This is a genomic window from Kitasatospora sp. NPDC114501, from assembly GCF_055633695.1.
Genome location: NZ_JBVKDS010000011.1, coordinates 305458 through 319748 on the forward strand (window position 1 = coordinate 305458; position 14291 = coordinate 319748).

The following is a 14291-nucleotide window of genomic DNA, read 5'->3' on the forward strand; positions in this document are numbered from 1 at the left end:
CGGGGGTGATGCCCGAAGACTGTGCAATGGGGCGGTCACGCACTTCCGGGGCCGGCGGGGCGCGGGAGGTGGCGGAGGAACCAGTCCGAGGCGAGCTCGGCGACCCGGTCCAGCGTCCCCGGCTCCTCGAACAGGTGGCTCGCGTGCGGCACCACCGCCAGCGCGGTCTCGCAGCGCAGCCGGCTCCGGGTCTGCCGGTTGAGGTCGAGCACGGTGGCGTCCAGGGAGCCGACGACGAGCAGCGTCGGGGCGCGGACCCGGGCCAGCGTGTCGGGTGCGGCGAGGTCCGGGCGGCCGCCCCGGGAGACCACGGCGCGGACCGCCGGGCCCAGCTCGGCGGCGGTGTGCAGCGCGGCCGCGGCGCCGGTGCTGGCGCCGAACAGGCCGAGCGGCAGGCCCCGGGTCTCGGGCACCGCGGCGTCCGGGTCGTCGTCCGTCGCGCCCAGCCGCCGGGCGACGGCGGTCAGTCGGCCGCCCAGCATCGCCACGTCGAACACGTTCCGCGGGTCGGCCTCCTCGGCCTCGGTGAGCAGGTCGAACAGCAGCGTGGCCAGCCCGGTGCGGTTCAGGTACCCGGCGACCTGCCGGTTGCGCGGGCTGTGCCGCCCGCTGCCGCTGCCGTGCGCGAAGACGACGACCCCGCGCGCGTCGGCCGGGACGGTCAGCCGGCCCGCCAGGCGGACCCCGGCGACGGGCAGCGGCAGCTCGCGGTCCACCCCGGCCGAGCCGGCGGGCGGGTCGGCGCGGGACTCGGCCAGCAGCCGCAGCACCTCCTCGTCCTCGGTCTGCGAGAAGTCGGCGTAGAACTCGCCGATCGCGTAGAACGGGGACGGGGTGTCGACGCAGACCAGCTCGTCGGCGACCTCGTCGAGGCGCTCGGCCCAGTCCGCGGGCGCGACCGGCACCGCGAGCACCACCCGGGCCGCGCCGCGCTCCCGGACGATCCGGCAGGCCGCCCGGGCGGTGGACCCGGTGGCGATGCCGTCGTCCACCACGACCACGGTGCGTCCCCGCAGGTCGGCGGGCGGCCGGTCGCCCCGGTAGCGGCGGGCCCGGCGCGCCAGCTCGGCGCGCTCCAGCCGCTCCACCTCGGCCAGTTGCCCGTCGGTGACCGCGGCGAACCGGATGACCTGGTCGTTCAGCACCCGGACGCCGTCCTCGCCGATCGCCCCCATGCCGAGCTCCGGCTGGTAGGGCACGCCGAGCTTGCGGATCACGCAGATGTCCAGTGGTGCGCCGAGCGCCGCGGCGACCTCGGCGGCCACCGGTACGCCGCCCCTCGGCAGCGCCACGATCACGGTGCCGGGGCCGGCCAGGTGGCCGAGCCGGGCGGCCAGCCGACGGCCTGCCTCGGTGCGGTCGGCGAAGCGGGTGAAGTGGGTTCCGGTGACGTGCATGACACGGCCTCCGGTTCCACCGTACGTCGTTCCGGTCGGCTCGGGGCGGTCACGGAGGGGCCGGGGGCGGGGCCGGTTGAGTGGCGGCCGGGACCGCGGGCGGGACGGCGGGCGGGAGTCGGCTGGGGTCGGTCGGGATCGGGCCGGGATCCGGGGTGGGATCGGGTCGGGATCCGGACGGGACGAGACCCCCGTGTGGCCGGGACAACGGGCGGCGCACGGTGGATCGCAGAGGCGGACCGCAGAGCCCGCCCGCGACCGGAAGGAGCGCCCGTCATGTCGGGCACCGTCATCACCGACCTGCGCCGCCGAGGCGCTGTCGACCCCGGCCGCCTGCTCGCCGGACCGCTGCGCGGTGTCGGCCTGCAACGACTCGACCCGGGCCGGAGCACCGAGGTGGCCGCCGACGGCGTCGAGCACGCGCTCTACGTCACCGCCGGCTCCGGGCTCGCCGAACTGCCCGAGGACGCCGTGCACCCGGACCACCCCGAGCGCGCCGACGCCGGCCTGCCGCTGGTCGAGGGCACCGCGGTCGTGCTGCCGCTCGGCTCGCGAACCGTCCTGACCGCCGGGACGGCCGGGCTGGAGTACTTCCACGCCCTGCTCGCCGTCCCCGCCTCCTCCGCACACCCGTCCGAAGCCTCTCCCGAAGAAGGTGACCCCAGGTGATCGTCACCACCGACACCGGCGCGGCCATGGTCGTCATCGGTCCGAACGGCGAACGCGTACGGATCCGCTCCCTCGCCCGGAGCCCGATGCTCGCCAGCGCCTGCGAGGCCTTCGACCACCTGCGGCTGAGCCCGGGCGCCCACCACGTGCTCCGGGGCCGGCCCGACGCCGAGACCGTGCTGCACGTGCTGCGCGGAGCCGCCGTCGTCGGCCGACTGTCCGACGAGCCGGACCACTTGGCCTCCGAAGGCGACCTGCTGCTGGCCCGCCGCGGCCGCACCCTGCACCTTGAGGCCGGACCGCTCGGCGCGGAACTGCTCTGCCTGACCCTCGCCGTCCCCCGGCACCGCGCCGGCACCCGGGCCGCCCTGGCCCGACGCCGCGCCGCCCGCCGCGACCGGCCCTGACCGGTCCCGCCAGTCCTCGTCAGAGGAGGCCCTCGTGATACTCGTCCCCGCCGCGCTCCCGCGCACCGCGCCCGCGTTCCAGCGGCTGATCGACCCGGAGCAGCGGCCGGCCATCCGCGCCGGACTGACCGTCGAGGCGCTGCCGCCGGGCGTCCAGGTCGAGCAACTCCCCTACGAGTCCGTCGAGTCGGTGACCGTGGTGCTCTCCGGCCGGCTGTTCGCGGCCGGTCGGATCCTCTCCCCGGGCGAGGCGCTGCACCACCGGCCCGGCACCTCCTGCCGGATCTCCGCCGTCCGCGGTGCGCCGACCACCGTGCTCACCGTCCGGCCCGCCCCGCTCCGGGCCGCCGTCCCGATCCAGCGGTCGAACTCCGCGCCCGCCGCGAGCTGGCGGCAGGTGGAGGTGGGCGCCGTGCGGCTCGACCAGGATGGCACCTGCGGGCCGTACGCCGACCGGGCCGCCGACGCCTTCCTGGTGCTCCTCTCCGGGGCCGCCGTCTTCCTCGGCGACCTCGGTGAAGTTCCGTTGCTCGCCGGTGACTTGGTCTACGTCCGGGCGGGGGAGCGGTACGGCCTGCGGGCCGGCCGGCGCGGACCGGTCACCGCGGTGCTGGGCCGCGTCGGCGCACCCGGCGCGGTTCCGGGGCCGGAATCGGACGGCAGGCCCATGCGCTCGGGGCAGGCCGGTCCGCAGAGTCGAGACCGGAGCGATCGACCTCGATCGGTCACTCGAGAAGAAGACCGGAGAACCACCTGATGTCGATGAACAGCACCAGCGGGGCGCCCTGCCCGGCCACCCCGCGGTGGCCGGTTTGCGCCGCCCCCAGACGGGCCGGGTCGGCGGGACGGGGTTCCGGCGACGGAGCCAGGGAAGTTCGGGGGAGCCCGGCGGTCCGCCCTCCGCGCGCCCGGAGCGTGAACCGGGTGAGGATCCCGTCTGGACGGCCCGGTGTCGCGGGCGCCTGGGGCACCGGTCACGACTCCCGTCCCGAACCGGCCGGAACCGTACCGAGCACCGCCCCGGCCCGTCCCGGCCCCGACACGCTGAGGACTCCGCGAGCACGTCACGGAAAGTCGCGTGATCGCCGCTGATAGTGTCGGCCGGGTGGATGAAGAACAGCCGGTGGCACCCGCGTACCCGGGCGGCGACCCGTCCGTCCGTGTGCTGATCGTCGACGACCACCCGCTCTTCCGGGAGGGGCTCAAGGCGGCGCTGGAGAGCGCCGAGGGCATCCTCGTGGTCGCCGAGGCCGAGCGGGTCGCCGACGTTCCGGAGGCGGTCGCCCGGCACCGCCCGACCGTGGTGATCATGGACCTCTCGCTGCCCGACGGCTCCGGGCTGGAGGCCGTCCGGCAGCTCGCCACCCAGGAGGCGCCGCCGCCGGTGCTGATGCTGACCATGTCGGACGACGACGGCAACCTGCTCGCCGCCCTCCAGGCGGGCGCGCGCGGCTACCTGGTCAAGGGCGCCGGGCGGGAGGAGGTGCTGCACGCGGTGCGGACGGTCGCCGCGGGCGGCGCCGTGTTCGGCGGCGAGGTGGCCGGACGGATCACCGCCCTGCTGGCCGGGGCGAAGATGCGCGAGGCGGGACAGCTCTTCCCCGAACTCACCGCCCGCGAGGCCGAGGTGCTGGACCTGGTCGCGCGCGGGCTGGACAACCGGCGGATCGCCCGGGAGCTGGTGGTCGCGGAGAAGACCGTCCGCAACCACATCACCCACATCTTCGAGAAGCTGCACGTCGCCACCCGCGCCGAGGCGGTCGCCCGGGCCCGCGACATGGGCCTCGGCGACGATCGGGCCAACCCGGAGCGCTGAACGGCCGGGCCGGCCCGCTGAACGCCGGGCCAACCCGGAGCGTTGAACCGGGGGTGCCGGCCCGCCGACCGGCACCCCCGGGGCCTTGCCGTCCGGGCCTTACGGCCGCATCTCGTACGCGCCGGAGAGCGCCTCGACCTGCGCCCAGACCCGGGCGTCCCGCGCCGGGTCGGCGACCGGGCGGCGGACGTTCGCCAGCGCCCAGGCGGCCTGCTCCTTGGTGGCCGAGGCCTTCCCGTGCAGCTCGGTCGCGTGCGCGGAGAAGTCGCGGACCAGCGCGTCGAAGATCCGGTCGAGCACGTCGCCGCCGTGCTCGGACGCGGTCAGGCCGGTCAACTCGGCCTGCTCAAGGACCAGCTGGCCGTAGACGATCAGCGCGAACAGCTGGCCGATCTCCAGCAGGAAGTCCAGGTCCGCCTGCTGCTCCTTGCTCGGCGCGTTCTCGAGCAGCAACGCGCAGAAGCCGTCGGCCTGTTCGCGGAAGCGGGCGACGTTGGGCAGCTCGGCGTGGCGGTCGTAGGCGGTGCGCCAGTCGTGGAAGCGGATCGCGCCGAGGCCGCGGGCCGGGCCCTGCCGGAACAGGAAGGCGTCGTCGGTGGCGTCCAGGCGGGTCGGCACCGGAGCGTAGTCGGCCGGGGCGAACAGGTAGTTGCCCATGAACTTGAGGATCAGCGCCAGGTTGACGTGGACGGTGCCCTCCAGCTTCGGCAGGCCGCGGATGTCCTTCGCGGCCTTGTCGAAGTAGGTGTCCGCCTCGAAGCCCTTGGCCGCGATGACGTCCCACATCAGGTCGATGACCTTCTCGCCCTCGGTGGTGACCTTCATCTTGGTCATCGGGTTGAACAGCAGGTAGCGGCGGTCGTCGGGGGAGGCGGTGCGGAAGTAGTCCACGGCCCGCGCGCTGAACAGCTTCATCGCCGCCAGGCGGACGTACGCATCGGTCAACTCCCGCTTGACGTGCGGGAAGTCGGTGACCCGCTTGCCGTACAGCATCCGGTTGTGGGCGTGCGTGACGGCCTCGTACATCGCGTGCTCGCAGATGCCGATCGAGGCGGTGCAGAGGTTGAACTTGCCGACGTTGACGGTGTTGAGCGCGGCGTCGAAGGCGGCCTGTCCGGTGTGCAGCACGTCCTCGGCGCGCACCGGGTAGTCCTCCAGGCGGAACTCGCTGACGTACATCTGCGCGTTCACCACGTTCTTGACCAGGTGGTACGCGTCGTGGCGGCTGTCGGCGGCGAAGAAGACGTAGCCCTCCGGGCCCTCGACGTCCGCGCGGCGGCCGAACACCGAGACCAGGCCGGCCACGTTGCCGTTGCCGATGTAGTACTTGGAGCCGGTCGCGGTGAAGCCGCCCTCGCCGTCCGGGGTGAGGATCATGTCGGTGGAGTAGATGTCGGCGCCGTGGCTGCGCTCGGAGAGGCCGAAGGCCATCACGTGGCCCTCCGCGAGGAGCTTGGCGGCGCGGGCGCGGACGGCCTCGTTGGCGCTCTGCCAGACCGGGCCGAGGCCCAGGATGGTGACCTGCCAGGTGTACCAGTAGCCGAGGCCGTAGAAGCCGAGGATCTCGTTCAGTTCGGCGATCCGCGCGGTGTCCCAGCGCTTGTCGGGGTCGGCCGCGGAGGGGGTCAGGAACTCCGCGAACAGGCCCTCCTTCGCGGCGAAGTCCAGGAAGTCGGCGTACCAGCTGCGGTCGATGTAGGTGTCGATCAGCGCCTTCTTGCCGCGGGACTCGAACCAGTCCACCGTCGCGCGCAGCAGCCGGCGGGTCGGCTCGTCGAACTGTGCGGGGTCGTAGTTGCGCGGGTTGAAGAGCATCGAGGGGCTCCCGGGGGTCGAGGGTGTGAAGAGGGCGGGGCGGCGGCCGGAGCGGCCGGAGCGGCCTAAGCGTCCTGAACGGCCGAGGCCGGTCAGGACGCGGCCGTCAGGAGGGCCGGTCGGCGGCGAGCCGGCGCAGGGTGGCGAGCACGTCGTCGAGCCAGGCGAGCGTCATCCGCTCGTACTCGATGCCGCCGCGCAGCACCACGTGCTGCAGCTGCCGGCGGGCGTCGAGCGCGGTGGCGTCGGGGAAGTCCCGCTGCTCGCCGTGCAGGTAGCGGGCGAGCAGCGCGGCATGGCTCTCGCGGTGCCGTTCGACCTCGGAGACCAGTGCGGCCGGGTCGTCGAAGGCGGCGGCCCGGATCTTGACCGCGAGCTCGTGCCGGACGGTCTCCGGCTCGACCGGCTCGCGCAGCCAGCCGGCCAGCGCGGCCCGTCCGGCCTCGGCCGCCGAGTACACCTTCTTGTCCGGGCGCCCGTCCTGGGAGACCTCCTGCGCGGCCACCCAGCCGTCCGCCTCCATCCGCCGCAGCACCCGGTAGATCTGCTGGTGGGTGGCGGTCCAGAAGCGTCCGATCGAGCGGTCGAACCGCCGGGCCAGCTCGTAGCCGGAGCCGGGCTGCTCCAGCAGCGAGACGAGGATCGCGTGCTCCAGTGCCATGGCCCGCATCCTGCTATGCAACGAGTTGCATAGGCAATGGCGACCCGGACGGTTGAGACACAGGTCACCGGCGTGATCGGATGGTTATCTGCCATTCCGGGCTATCGGGTGCAAAACGTTAGATAAGCGCCAGAATGGGTACGGGGCAAGCGCCTTACCGGTTCCGACCACAGGAGGTGGTATCGGTGGCAACCCATATCCCGACGACGGGCATGGAGCACCATCCGGACATCGTCGAACTTCGCGAACGCTACGAGCGGGTCACCTCGACCCCCCGGGCCCAGGGGATCGAAGCCCTGGCCGTCCTGGCCGGCCTCTTCCTGGCGGCATCGCCATGGATCGTCGGCTTCACCGCGTACAGCACCCTGACCGTGACCTGCCTGATCGTGGGTCTGGCCTACACGGTCCTGATGGCCGGCTACGGATCGGCCTACGAACGCACCCACGCGCGGGCCTGGGCGGCCGCCGCGCTCGGTGTCTGGACGATCATCTCCCCATGGGTCGTCTCCGGGTCCGTCGCGCACGGCAAGAACATCGTGACCTGCATGATCGTGGGCGCTGTGATGTTCCTGCTCGGCCTCGCGGCGATCTCGATGGCGACCATGACGTCGAACGGAGCGTCGATGCGGCGCGGCCGGGCCGGCCGCGCAAAGGGCTGATCTTCCCCGCAGCCCGTGCCGGGGCGCGGAGGGCCTGTCGCCCGCCGCGCCCCGGCGCACGTCCCGGCGGGCGGCGTCGGCCGCCCGGGGCCGTACCGGCTGTTCAGGGGTGCGTCAGCCGTTCAGGGGCGCGTCAGCGGCTCAGGGGTGGGTCATCCGCAGCACGTCCAGGGCCTCGTCCAGCTGCTCCCCGGTCAGCAGGCCCTGCTCGAGGTAGCCGCGCTCCAGCACCACCTGACGGATCGTCTTGCGCTCGGCCAGTGCCTGCTTGGCGACCTTCGCGGCCTCCTCGTACCCGATGTAGCGGTTCAGCGGGGTCACCACCGAGGGCGAGGACTCCGCGTACTCCCGAGCCCGTTCGACGTTGGCGGTGATGCCGTCCACCGTCCGGTCGGCCAGCAGCCGGGCGCTGTTGGCGAGCAGCCGCACCGACTCCAGCACGTTGCGGGCGATCACCGGGAGCATCACGTTCAGCTCGAAGTTGCCGCTCGCGCCCGCCAGCGTGACCGTCGCGTCGTTGCCCACCACCTGGGCGGCCACCATCAGCACCACCTCGGGCAGCACCGGGTTCACCTTGCCCGGCATGATCGACGAACCGGGCTGGAGGTCCGGCAGGTTGATCTCGCCGAGGCCGGTGCGCGGACCGGACCCCATCCACCGCAGGTCGTTCGCGATCTTCGTGAACCCGACCGCCACGGTGCGCAGCTGACCGCTCAGCTCGACCAGGGCGTCCCGCGCGCCCTGCGCCTCGAAGTGGTCCCTGGCCTCGGTCAGCGGCAGGTCGGTGGCGCGGGCGACCTCCGCGATGACGGCGGCCGGGAACCCGGGCGGGGTGTTGATGCCGGTGCCCACCGCCGTGCCGCCGAGCGGGAGTTCGGCCACTCGCGGGAGAGTGGCCAGCAGCCGCTCCCGCCCGTGCCGCACCTGCGCCGCGTAGCCGCCGAACTCCTGGCCGAGCGTGACGGGAGTGGCGTCCATCAGGTGCGTGCGGCCCGACTTGACCACCCGGGCGAACTCGGCGGCCTTGCGCTCCAGCGCCTCCGCGAGGTGCTCCAGCGCCGGGACCAGGTCGTGGGTGACGGCGGCGGTGGCGGCGATGTGGATCGAGGACGGGAAGACGTCGTTGGACGACTGACTGGCGTTGACGTGGTCGTTCGGGTGGACCGGCCGGCCCAGCCGCTCCCCGGCCAGGGTGGCGATCACCTCGTTGGTGTTCATGTTGGACGAGGTGCCCGAACCGGTCTGGAACACGTCCACCGGGAACTGGTCGTCCCAGCGCCCCTCCGCGACCTCCTCGGCCGCCGCCGCGATCGCCTCGGCCGTCTCCTCCTCCAGCACCCCGAGCCGGGCGTTGACCCGGGCCGCGGCGGCCTTGATCCGGGCCAGCGCGGCGATGTGCGCCCGCTCCAGCCGCTGGCCGGACACCGGGAAGTTCTCCACCGCCCGCTGCGTCTGCGCCTGCCACTTCGCGTCGGCCGGCACCCGGACCTCGCCCATCGAGTCGTGCTCGATCCGGTACTCCTGCGGCTGTTCCTGCTGGCCACCCATCGTGCGCTGCACCTCCTGTACGGGCCGCAACGGCCCGGAACGGATCTCCGATCACCACAGCCGCCGAGGGGTCCCGGGTATTTCCGCTCGGGGTGATCCGGTTTCCGGCCGGGTCCCGACCGCCCGAGCGCCTACCGCCCGGGCAGCTCGACGCGGACCAGTTCGCCCGGAGCGGTGCCGGCCTGGACCACGAGGTCGCCGCCCGGAGCCCAGACGCCGGAGCCGCCCGAGCTGTCCGGGTACTCGCCGGTGGCCCCGGCGCAGGTCGCGAGCACGCACCACACCCCGTGGGCGGCGGCCCGGTCGCGGAAGTGGCCGTCCCGGCGCTCGGCCTGGGCGGCGCCGGGCCCGTAGAGGGTGGACGCGACGTAGGCGTCGATGCCGAGCGCGGCGGTCTCCGCGGCGTGCGCCGGGTCGGCGGCGTCCGCGCAGATGGCCAGGCCGAGCCGCATGCCGTCCAGCTCCAGGACCACGGGCTTCTCGCCGGGGGCGAAGCGTTCGTCCTCGGCGCCGTGCAGGCGCATCTTCCGGTAGACGACCTCGGCGCCCTCTCCGGTGACCGCCAGCGTGGCGATGAACTCGCGACCGTCGGCCTCGGCGACCGGCGCTCCTACCAGGGCGACGGCACCGGTCTGCGCGCAGGCGGCGACCAGCGGTGCGAGGCGGGCGTCCGCCGGGTCGACGGCCGGTGCGGCCAGGTCGTAGCCGGTCAGCGACAGCTCGGGGAACACCACCAGCCGGGTGTCCGCCTCGCGTACCGCTGTGGCGTGCAGGGCGATGTTCTCGGCCACGGTGTCGGGACGGCGGGCGGCCGCGCAGCGGGGCTGGGCGGCGGTGATGGTCAGCGACGCGGTCGCGGTCGGGGACACGGCGGAGCCTCCGGCGGGTGGGGTGCGGTGGGCTGGGTGATGATGATCAACCTATGCGGCCGCCGAGGAAGTGGGCAACGGCCTTCGGGCGGATGCGGGGCAGGACGGGCGGGGCTCCTGGTGCCGATCGGGTCGATCTCACTCGAAGGAGTGAGATCCTCGGCGGTCGCTTCAAACTGCCGCGCGCCCCTTCGTACGCTCCGGACCGGGCCGGGGGGACTCCGGCCGGCCCCGGATCGCCGCAGCTCGGCCCGGGGGAACCAGCGCGAGGGGCGGACGGACGGATGACCACAGGACACGGCCCGAGGGGCGGAACGGGTGACGGGGCCGCAGCGGAGGGGACGGCCCCGACGAATGCCCAGGTGGACGCCCCGGCGAACGTGCCCCTGACGGCTCCGGCGGGCGCGGGGCAGGGCGCGGCGCGGGGTGCCTCCGGCGGCCTCACCCGCCGCCGGCTGCTCGGGGCGTCGGCGGCACTCGGCGGCGCGGCCTGGCTGCTGCGCGGCACCATCGGCCCGGACAGCGCCGAGGCCGCCACGCCCGTACCGCCCGGGCTGCCCGCCGGCACCGAGGTCTACCAGCGGGTCTTCCAGAACTGGTCCGGGGAGATCCGCACCGACCAGCTGTGGACCTGCGCGCCCCGCACCCCCGAGGAGGTCCCGGCCCTCGCCGACTGGGCGCACGCCAACGGCTGGCGGCTGCGCGCTTCCGGCTACCGGCACACCTGGGCGCCGCTCACCGTCGCCGCCGGGACCCCGGAGAGCGCCCGGGTCCTGCTCGTGGACACCAGCCGGCACCTCACCGCGATCAGCGCGGACTCGCCCGACACCGTCCGGGTGCAGACCGGCGCCACCATGGAGGCCCTGCTCGCCCACCTGGCCGACCGCGGCCTCGGCCTGACCGCCTGCCCGGCCCCCGGCGAGATCACCGTCGGCGGCGTGCTCGCCATCGGCGGCCACGGCACGGCCCTGCCGGCCGCCGGCGAGGTGCGGCCGGAGGGCCACGGCTACGGCTCGGTCAGCAACCAGGTGGTCCGGCTCACCGCCGTCGTCGTCGATCCGGGCACCGGCCGCTACACGCTGCGCACCTTCGATCGCTCCGAGGCGGACAGCGCCGCCTTCCTGGTGCACCTGGGCCGCGCCTTCCTCACCGAGGTGGTGCTACGGGCCGGCGCCGACCGCCAGCTGCGCTGCGTCAGCCGGCTCGACATCCCGGCGAGCGAGCTCTTCGCCCGTCCGGGCTCCGGAACGGGCGCGGGCGCGGGCGGGGGCGGCGGGCTTGGCGGGGTGCTGGGGGGCGTCCTCGGTGGCGAGGGAGGCCCGCGCACCTTCGCCGACTTCGTGGAACGCGACGGCCGGGTCGAGGCGATCTGGTTCGCCTACACCGAGTACCCCTGGCTCAAGACCTGGAGCGTCACCCCGAACAAGCCGCTCGCCTCCCTGTCCGTCGACCACCCCTACAACTACCCCTTCTCGGACAACCTCCCGGAGCCGGTCGCCAGGCTCGCCGGTGAGATCGTCACCGGCGCCTGGGCCTCGGCCCCGCTGTTCGGCCGACTCCAGTACCTGGTCGCCAAGGTGGGACTGACCGGTGACATCACGGACGTCCTGCTCTCCGGCGCCCTGCTGCGCCGCCTGCTCAGCGGCGAGGTGCTCACCCACCTGCTGGCCGGCGGCCTGCGGTCCGACCTCTGGGGCCCCTCGCGCACCCTGCTCCAGTACGTCCGCCCGACCACCCTGCGGGTCACCGCCAACGGCTACGCGATCCTCGCCAAGCGTGCCGACCTCCAGTGGGTGGTCAGCGAATTCGCCGCCTACTACCGGGAGTTGCTCGCCACCTACCAGGCCCGGGGTGAGTTCCCGGTGAACGGCGCGGTGGAGATCCGGGCCACCGGGCTGGACGACCCGGCCTCCTCCGGCATCCCCGGCGCCCGGCCGCCGCTGCTGTCCGCGCTGCGCCCGCGCGCCGACCGCCCCGAGTGGGACACGGCGGTCTGGCTGGACGTCCTCGCCTTCCCCGGCACACCCGGACTCGAGCGCTTCGCCCGGGAGTTGGAGCAGTGGCTGCTGCGCACCTTCGACGGCACCCGGGCGGGCCTGCGGGTCGAGTGGTCCAAGGGCTGGGCGTACACCGATGACGCCGCCTGGTCCGACCCCGACCTGCTCGGCCGGGTCATCCCCGACAGCCTGCGGGCCGGCGGCGGGCCCGGTTGGGACGAGGCGGTCGCCGTCCTGGACCGCCACGACCCGTACCGGGTGTTCGGAAACCCGTTCCTGGACGGGTTGTTGAAGTAGTCGGAGCACTGCCGGAGGTATGCGGCGTACCGCCGGTCAGGTGCGTCAGATGTGCTCCATGACGATCACCGCGAGGGTGTCCGGCACCAGGGCGCGGAACACGTGCGGGGCGTCGCCCGGGTAGCTCACGTAGTCGCCCGGGCCCAGCTCGACCGGCGCCTCCGTCGGCCCGACCAGCGCCCGCCCGGCGCCGATCATCACGTGCTCGACGGTGCCGGGCATGTGCGGATCGGAGGCCCTGGCCTCGCCCGGCTGCGCCTCGATCCGGTAGATGTCGCGCCGGGCGTTGGGCGGGCAGGAGGAGAGCGCGGTGGCGGCGTAGTCGGCGCGCTCGGAGTGGGTCACCGGGCCCTCGCCGGCCCGGATCACCTTGACCACCGGGCGCGGCGGGTCGACGAGCCGGCTGAACGGCACGTTCAGCGCGACCCCGAGCGCCCAGAGCGTCTCCACGCTGGGGTTGCCCGCGCCCGACTCCAGTTGGGAGAGCGTGGACTTGGCGATGCCCGCGCGCCGGGCCAGCTCGGCCATCGACAGCCCAGCGCGCTCGCGCTCGCGCCGGATCGAGGTGGCGATCTGGCCGATCAGCTCGGCACCGCTGCCGCTGCCGCTGTTGCTGTCGGGGCGGCCGGAGCTGCCGGTGCTCGTGGCCGGGGTGGTCTGTTCACTCATTGCTCGCCACTCACGCTTCCTCCTGGCCCCTTCGTGCGGCTCCGCTTCGGCTGGTGTCGCCGTTCATGCTGCCACGACCGGCTCCGTCAGCCGTCGTTCGCTTCAGCGGTCCAACTGTTCGGCTTGACGAACGGATCGAGTCGGTTCACTCTAATGAACATGGGTTCGCTACTCCGAACACCAGAGCGTGCCACCCTTCGGGATGTCGCTCTGGTCTGCCTGGCCGACGCCCTCGTCGGCGCCTCCTTCGGCGCGATCAGCGTCTCCGGCGGTCTGCCCCTCTGGGTGCCGGTCGCCCTCTCCGTCCTGGTGTTCGCCGGCGGCTCCCAGTTCGCGGCGGTCGGCGTGGTGCTCTCCGGCGGCGGCGCCCTCGCCGCGGTCGCCACCGGACTGGTGCTCAACGCCCGGCTGCTCCCCTTCGGCTTCACCATGGCCGACGTGCTCGACGGCCCCTGGTGGCGGCGACTGGTGGGGGCGCAGCTGCTCACCGACGAGACCGCCGCCTTCGCCCTGCGGCAGAGCGACCCGCGCCGCCGCCGGGCCGTGTACTGGCTGTGCGGGATCGCGCTGTACGTGGTCTGGAACATCTCGGTGCTGCTCGGCGCACTCGCGGGTGGGCTGATCGGCGACACCGACGCGCTCGGCCTGGATGCGGCCTTCCCCGCGGTACTGCTCGCGCTCGTCCTGCCCGCGCTCTCGGACCGCCGAACCCGTACGGCGGCGGTGGTGGGCGCCGGGGTCGCGGTCGCGGCCACACCGTTCGCCCCGGCCGGACTGCCGGTGCTGCTCGCCCTGGTCGGGCTGCTGTTCGCCGGACGGCCGGTGGCGGGGGAGACGGGCGGCCGGAAAACGGCGGACGGGCGGAACGCGGCGGACGCGGAGAGCGTGGAGAAGGAGGCGGTCCGATGATGCCGCTGTACGCAGTGCTGTTGTTCGCGGCCGGAACGTACGCCTACCGCCTGGCCGGGCCGTTGCTCGCGGGCCGGCTGGCGCTCTCGGAGCGGCTGCGGCATCTGCTGGCCGTCGCGGCGGCGGTCCTGCTGGTGGCTCTGATCGCCACCGGCGCGCTGACCGAGGGGCACGGCTTCGCGGGCTGGGCCCGGTCGGCGGGCGTACTGGTCGCGGGAGTGCTCGCGTTGCGCCGGGCGCCGTTCCCGGCGGTGGTCGTCGCGGGTGCGGCGACGACGGCGCTGCTGCGGCTCTGCGGGGTGGGGTGACAGCTGACAGAGTTTGAAATCTGTCAGCTGTTATCTGTCAGTCGTCGTCTGTCAGCCGTCGTCCGTCACTTGTTTGCCTGTGTGCCGTCAGTGGTCCTCGCCCGGCCAGTCGGCCAGCCGCTCCGCCTGCACCTCAGGCCGCTTGCTGTCCCACAGCAGCTCCCACACCTTGAACTTGCGTTCGGCCCGCTTCCGCGCCGCGCGTTCTGGTCGGCCGGACGTGCTGCCGGAGGTGTCGCCATCCTCACTCGCTCGTGCCCGCCCACCGCT

Annotated in this window: 14 protein-coding genes; 8 read left to right on the forward strand and 6 right to left on the reverse strand. The window is 74.0% G+C overall.

Going from position 1 to position 14291, the window contains the following annotated elements; all coding sequences use genetic code 11:
* Nucleotides 1–35: 35 nt before the first annotated feature.
* Nucleotides 36–1397: a phosphoribosyltransferase family protein gene (locus ACZ7RU_RS22300; protein ID WP_470342675.1), complete on the reverse strand. Its 1362-nt coding sequence runs from the start codon at nucleotides 1395–1397 to the stop codon at nucleotides 36–38.
* Nucleotides 1398–1673: 276 nt separating this feature from the next.
* On the opposite strand from ACZ7RU_RS22300, the gene ACZ7RU_RS22305 reads away from it, so the two are divergent.
* The 4 genes from ACZ7RU_RS22305 to ACZ7RU_RS22320 all read left to right on the forward strand — a co-directional run bounded on the left by ACZ7RU_RS22305 (nucleotide 1674) and on the right by ACZ7RU_RS22320 (nucleotide 4289).
* Nucleotides 1674–2066, forward strand: coding sequence for a hypothetical protein (locus ACZ7RU_RS22305; protein WP_470342676.1), 393 nt, complete (start codon nucleotides 1674–1676; stop codon nucleotides 2064–2066).
* Complete coding sequence (locus ACZ7RU_RS22310) at nucleotides 2063–2473, forward strand: hypothetical protein (RefSeq protein ID WP_470342677.1); 411 nt, start codon at nucleotides 2063–2065, stop codon at nucleotides 2471–2473. The genes ACZ7RU_RS22305 and ACZ7RU_RS22310 overlap by 4 nt, the downstream gene beginning before the upstream one ends.
* 34 nt (nucleotides 2474–2507) lie before the next feature.
* Nucleotides 2508–3230: a hypothetical protein gene (locus ACZ7RU_RS22315; protein ID WP_470342678.1), complete on the forward strand. Its 723-nt coding sequence runs from the start codon at nucleotides 2508–2510 to the stop codon at nucleotides 3228–3230.
* A gap of 348 nt (nucleotides 3231–3578) precedes the next feature.
* Complete coding sequence (locus tag ACZ7RU_RS22320) at nucleotides 3579–4289, forward strand: response regulator (RefSeq protein WP_470342679.1); 711 nt, start codon at nucleotides 3579–3581, stop codon at nucleotides 4287–4289.
* Between the two features lie 99 nt (nucleotides 4290–4388).
* Here ACZ7RU_RS22320 and ACZ7RU_RS22325 read toward each other — a convergent pair whose 3' ends face one another.
* Both ACZ7RU_RS22325 and ACZ7RU_RS22330 read right to left on the reverse strand, forming a co-directional pair.
* Nucleotides 4389–6104: an acyl-CoA dehydrogenase family protein gene (locus ACZ7RU_RS22325; protein ID WP_470342680.1), complete on the reverse strand. Its 1716-nt coding sequence runs from the start codon at nucleotides 6102–6104 to the stop codon at nucleotides 4389–4391.
* A gap of 106 nt (nucleotides 6105–6210) precedes the next feature.
* Nucleotides 6211–6765, reverse strand: coding sequence for a PadR family transcriptional regulator (locus ACZ7RU_RS22330; RefSeq protein WP_470342681.1), 555 nt, complete (start codon nucleotides 6763–6765; stop codon nucleotides 6211–6213).
* Nucleotides 6766–6950: 185 nt separating this feature from the next.
* On the opposite strand from ACZ7RU_RS22330, the gene ACZ7RU_RS22335 reads away from it, so the two are divergent.
* On the forward strand, nucleotides 6951–7424 hold the full coding sequence (locus ACZ7RU_RS22335; protein ID WP_470342682.1) for an SPW repeat protein: 474 nt from the start codon (nucleotides 6951–6953) through the stop codon (nucleotides 7422–7424).
* 141 nt (nucleotides 7425–7565) lie between these two features.
* Here the strand turns inward: ACZ7RU_RS22335 and ACZ7RU_RS22340 are convergent, their stop codons facing one another.
* Nucleotides 7566–8972 carry a class II fumarate hydratase gene (locus ACZ7RU_RS22340; RefSeq protein WP_470342683.1) on the reverse strand — a complete coding sequence of 469 codons (1407 nt, stop codon included), beginning with the start codon at nucleotides 8970–8972 and terminating at the stop codon, nucleotides 7566–7568.
* Nucleotides 8973–9103: 131 nt separating this feature from the next.
* Nucleotides 9104–9841, reverse strand: coding sequence for a carbon-nitrogen hydrolase family protein (locus ACZ7RU_RS22345; RefSeq protein ID WP_470342684.1), 738 nt, complete (start codon nucleotides 9839–9841; stop codon nucleotides 9104–9106).
* Nucleotides 9842–10203: 362 nt separating this feature from the next.
* On the opposite strand from ACZ7RU_RS22345, the gene ACZ7RU_RS22350 reads away from it, so the two are divergent.
* Nucleotides 10204–12135: a cholesterol oxidase substrate-binding domain-containing protein gene (locus tag ACZ7RU_RS22350; protein WP_470342685.1), complete on the forward strand. Its 1932-nt coding sequence runs from the start codon at nucleotides 10204–10206 to the stop codon at nucleotides 12133–12135.
* A 45-nt stretch (nucleotides 12136–12180) separates the two neighbouring features.
* Here the strand turns inward: ACZ7RU_RS22350 and ACZ7RU_RS22355 are convergent, their stop codons facing one another.
* Nucleotides 12181–12804 carry a helix-turn-helix domain-containing protein gene (locus ACZ7RU_RS22355; RefSeq protein WP_470342686.1) on the reverse strand — a complete coding sequence of 208 codons (624 nt, stop codon included), beginning with the start codon at nucleotides 12802–12804 and terminating at the stop codon, nucleotides 12181–12183.
* Between the two features lie 159 nt (nucleotides 12805–12963).
* Here ACZ7RU_RS22355 and ACZ7RU_RS22360 point away from each other — a divergent pair, with 159 nt between their 5' ends.
* Together ACZ7RU_RS22360 and ACZ7RU_RS22365 are read left to right on the forward strand one after the other, a co-directional pair.
* Nucleotides 12964–13713, forward strand: coding sequence for an AzlC family ABC transporter permease (locus ACZ7RU_RS22360; RefSeq protein WP_470342687.1), 750 nt, complete (start codon nucleotides 12964–12966; stop codon nucleotides 13711–13713).
* Nucleotides 13713–14021 (forward strand): AzlD domain-containing protein, encoded by a 309-nt coding sequence (locus ACZ7RU_RS22365; RefSeq protein ID WP_470342688.1) that lies wholly within the window; start codon nucleotides 13713–13715, stop codon nucleotides 14019–14021. The genes ACZ7RU_RS22360 and ACZ7RU_RS22365 overlap by 1 nt, the downstream gene beginning before the upstream one ends.
* Nucleotides 14022–14291: the final 270 nt, after the last annotated feature.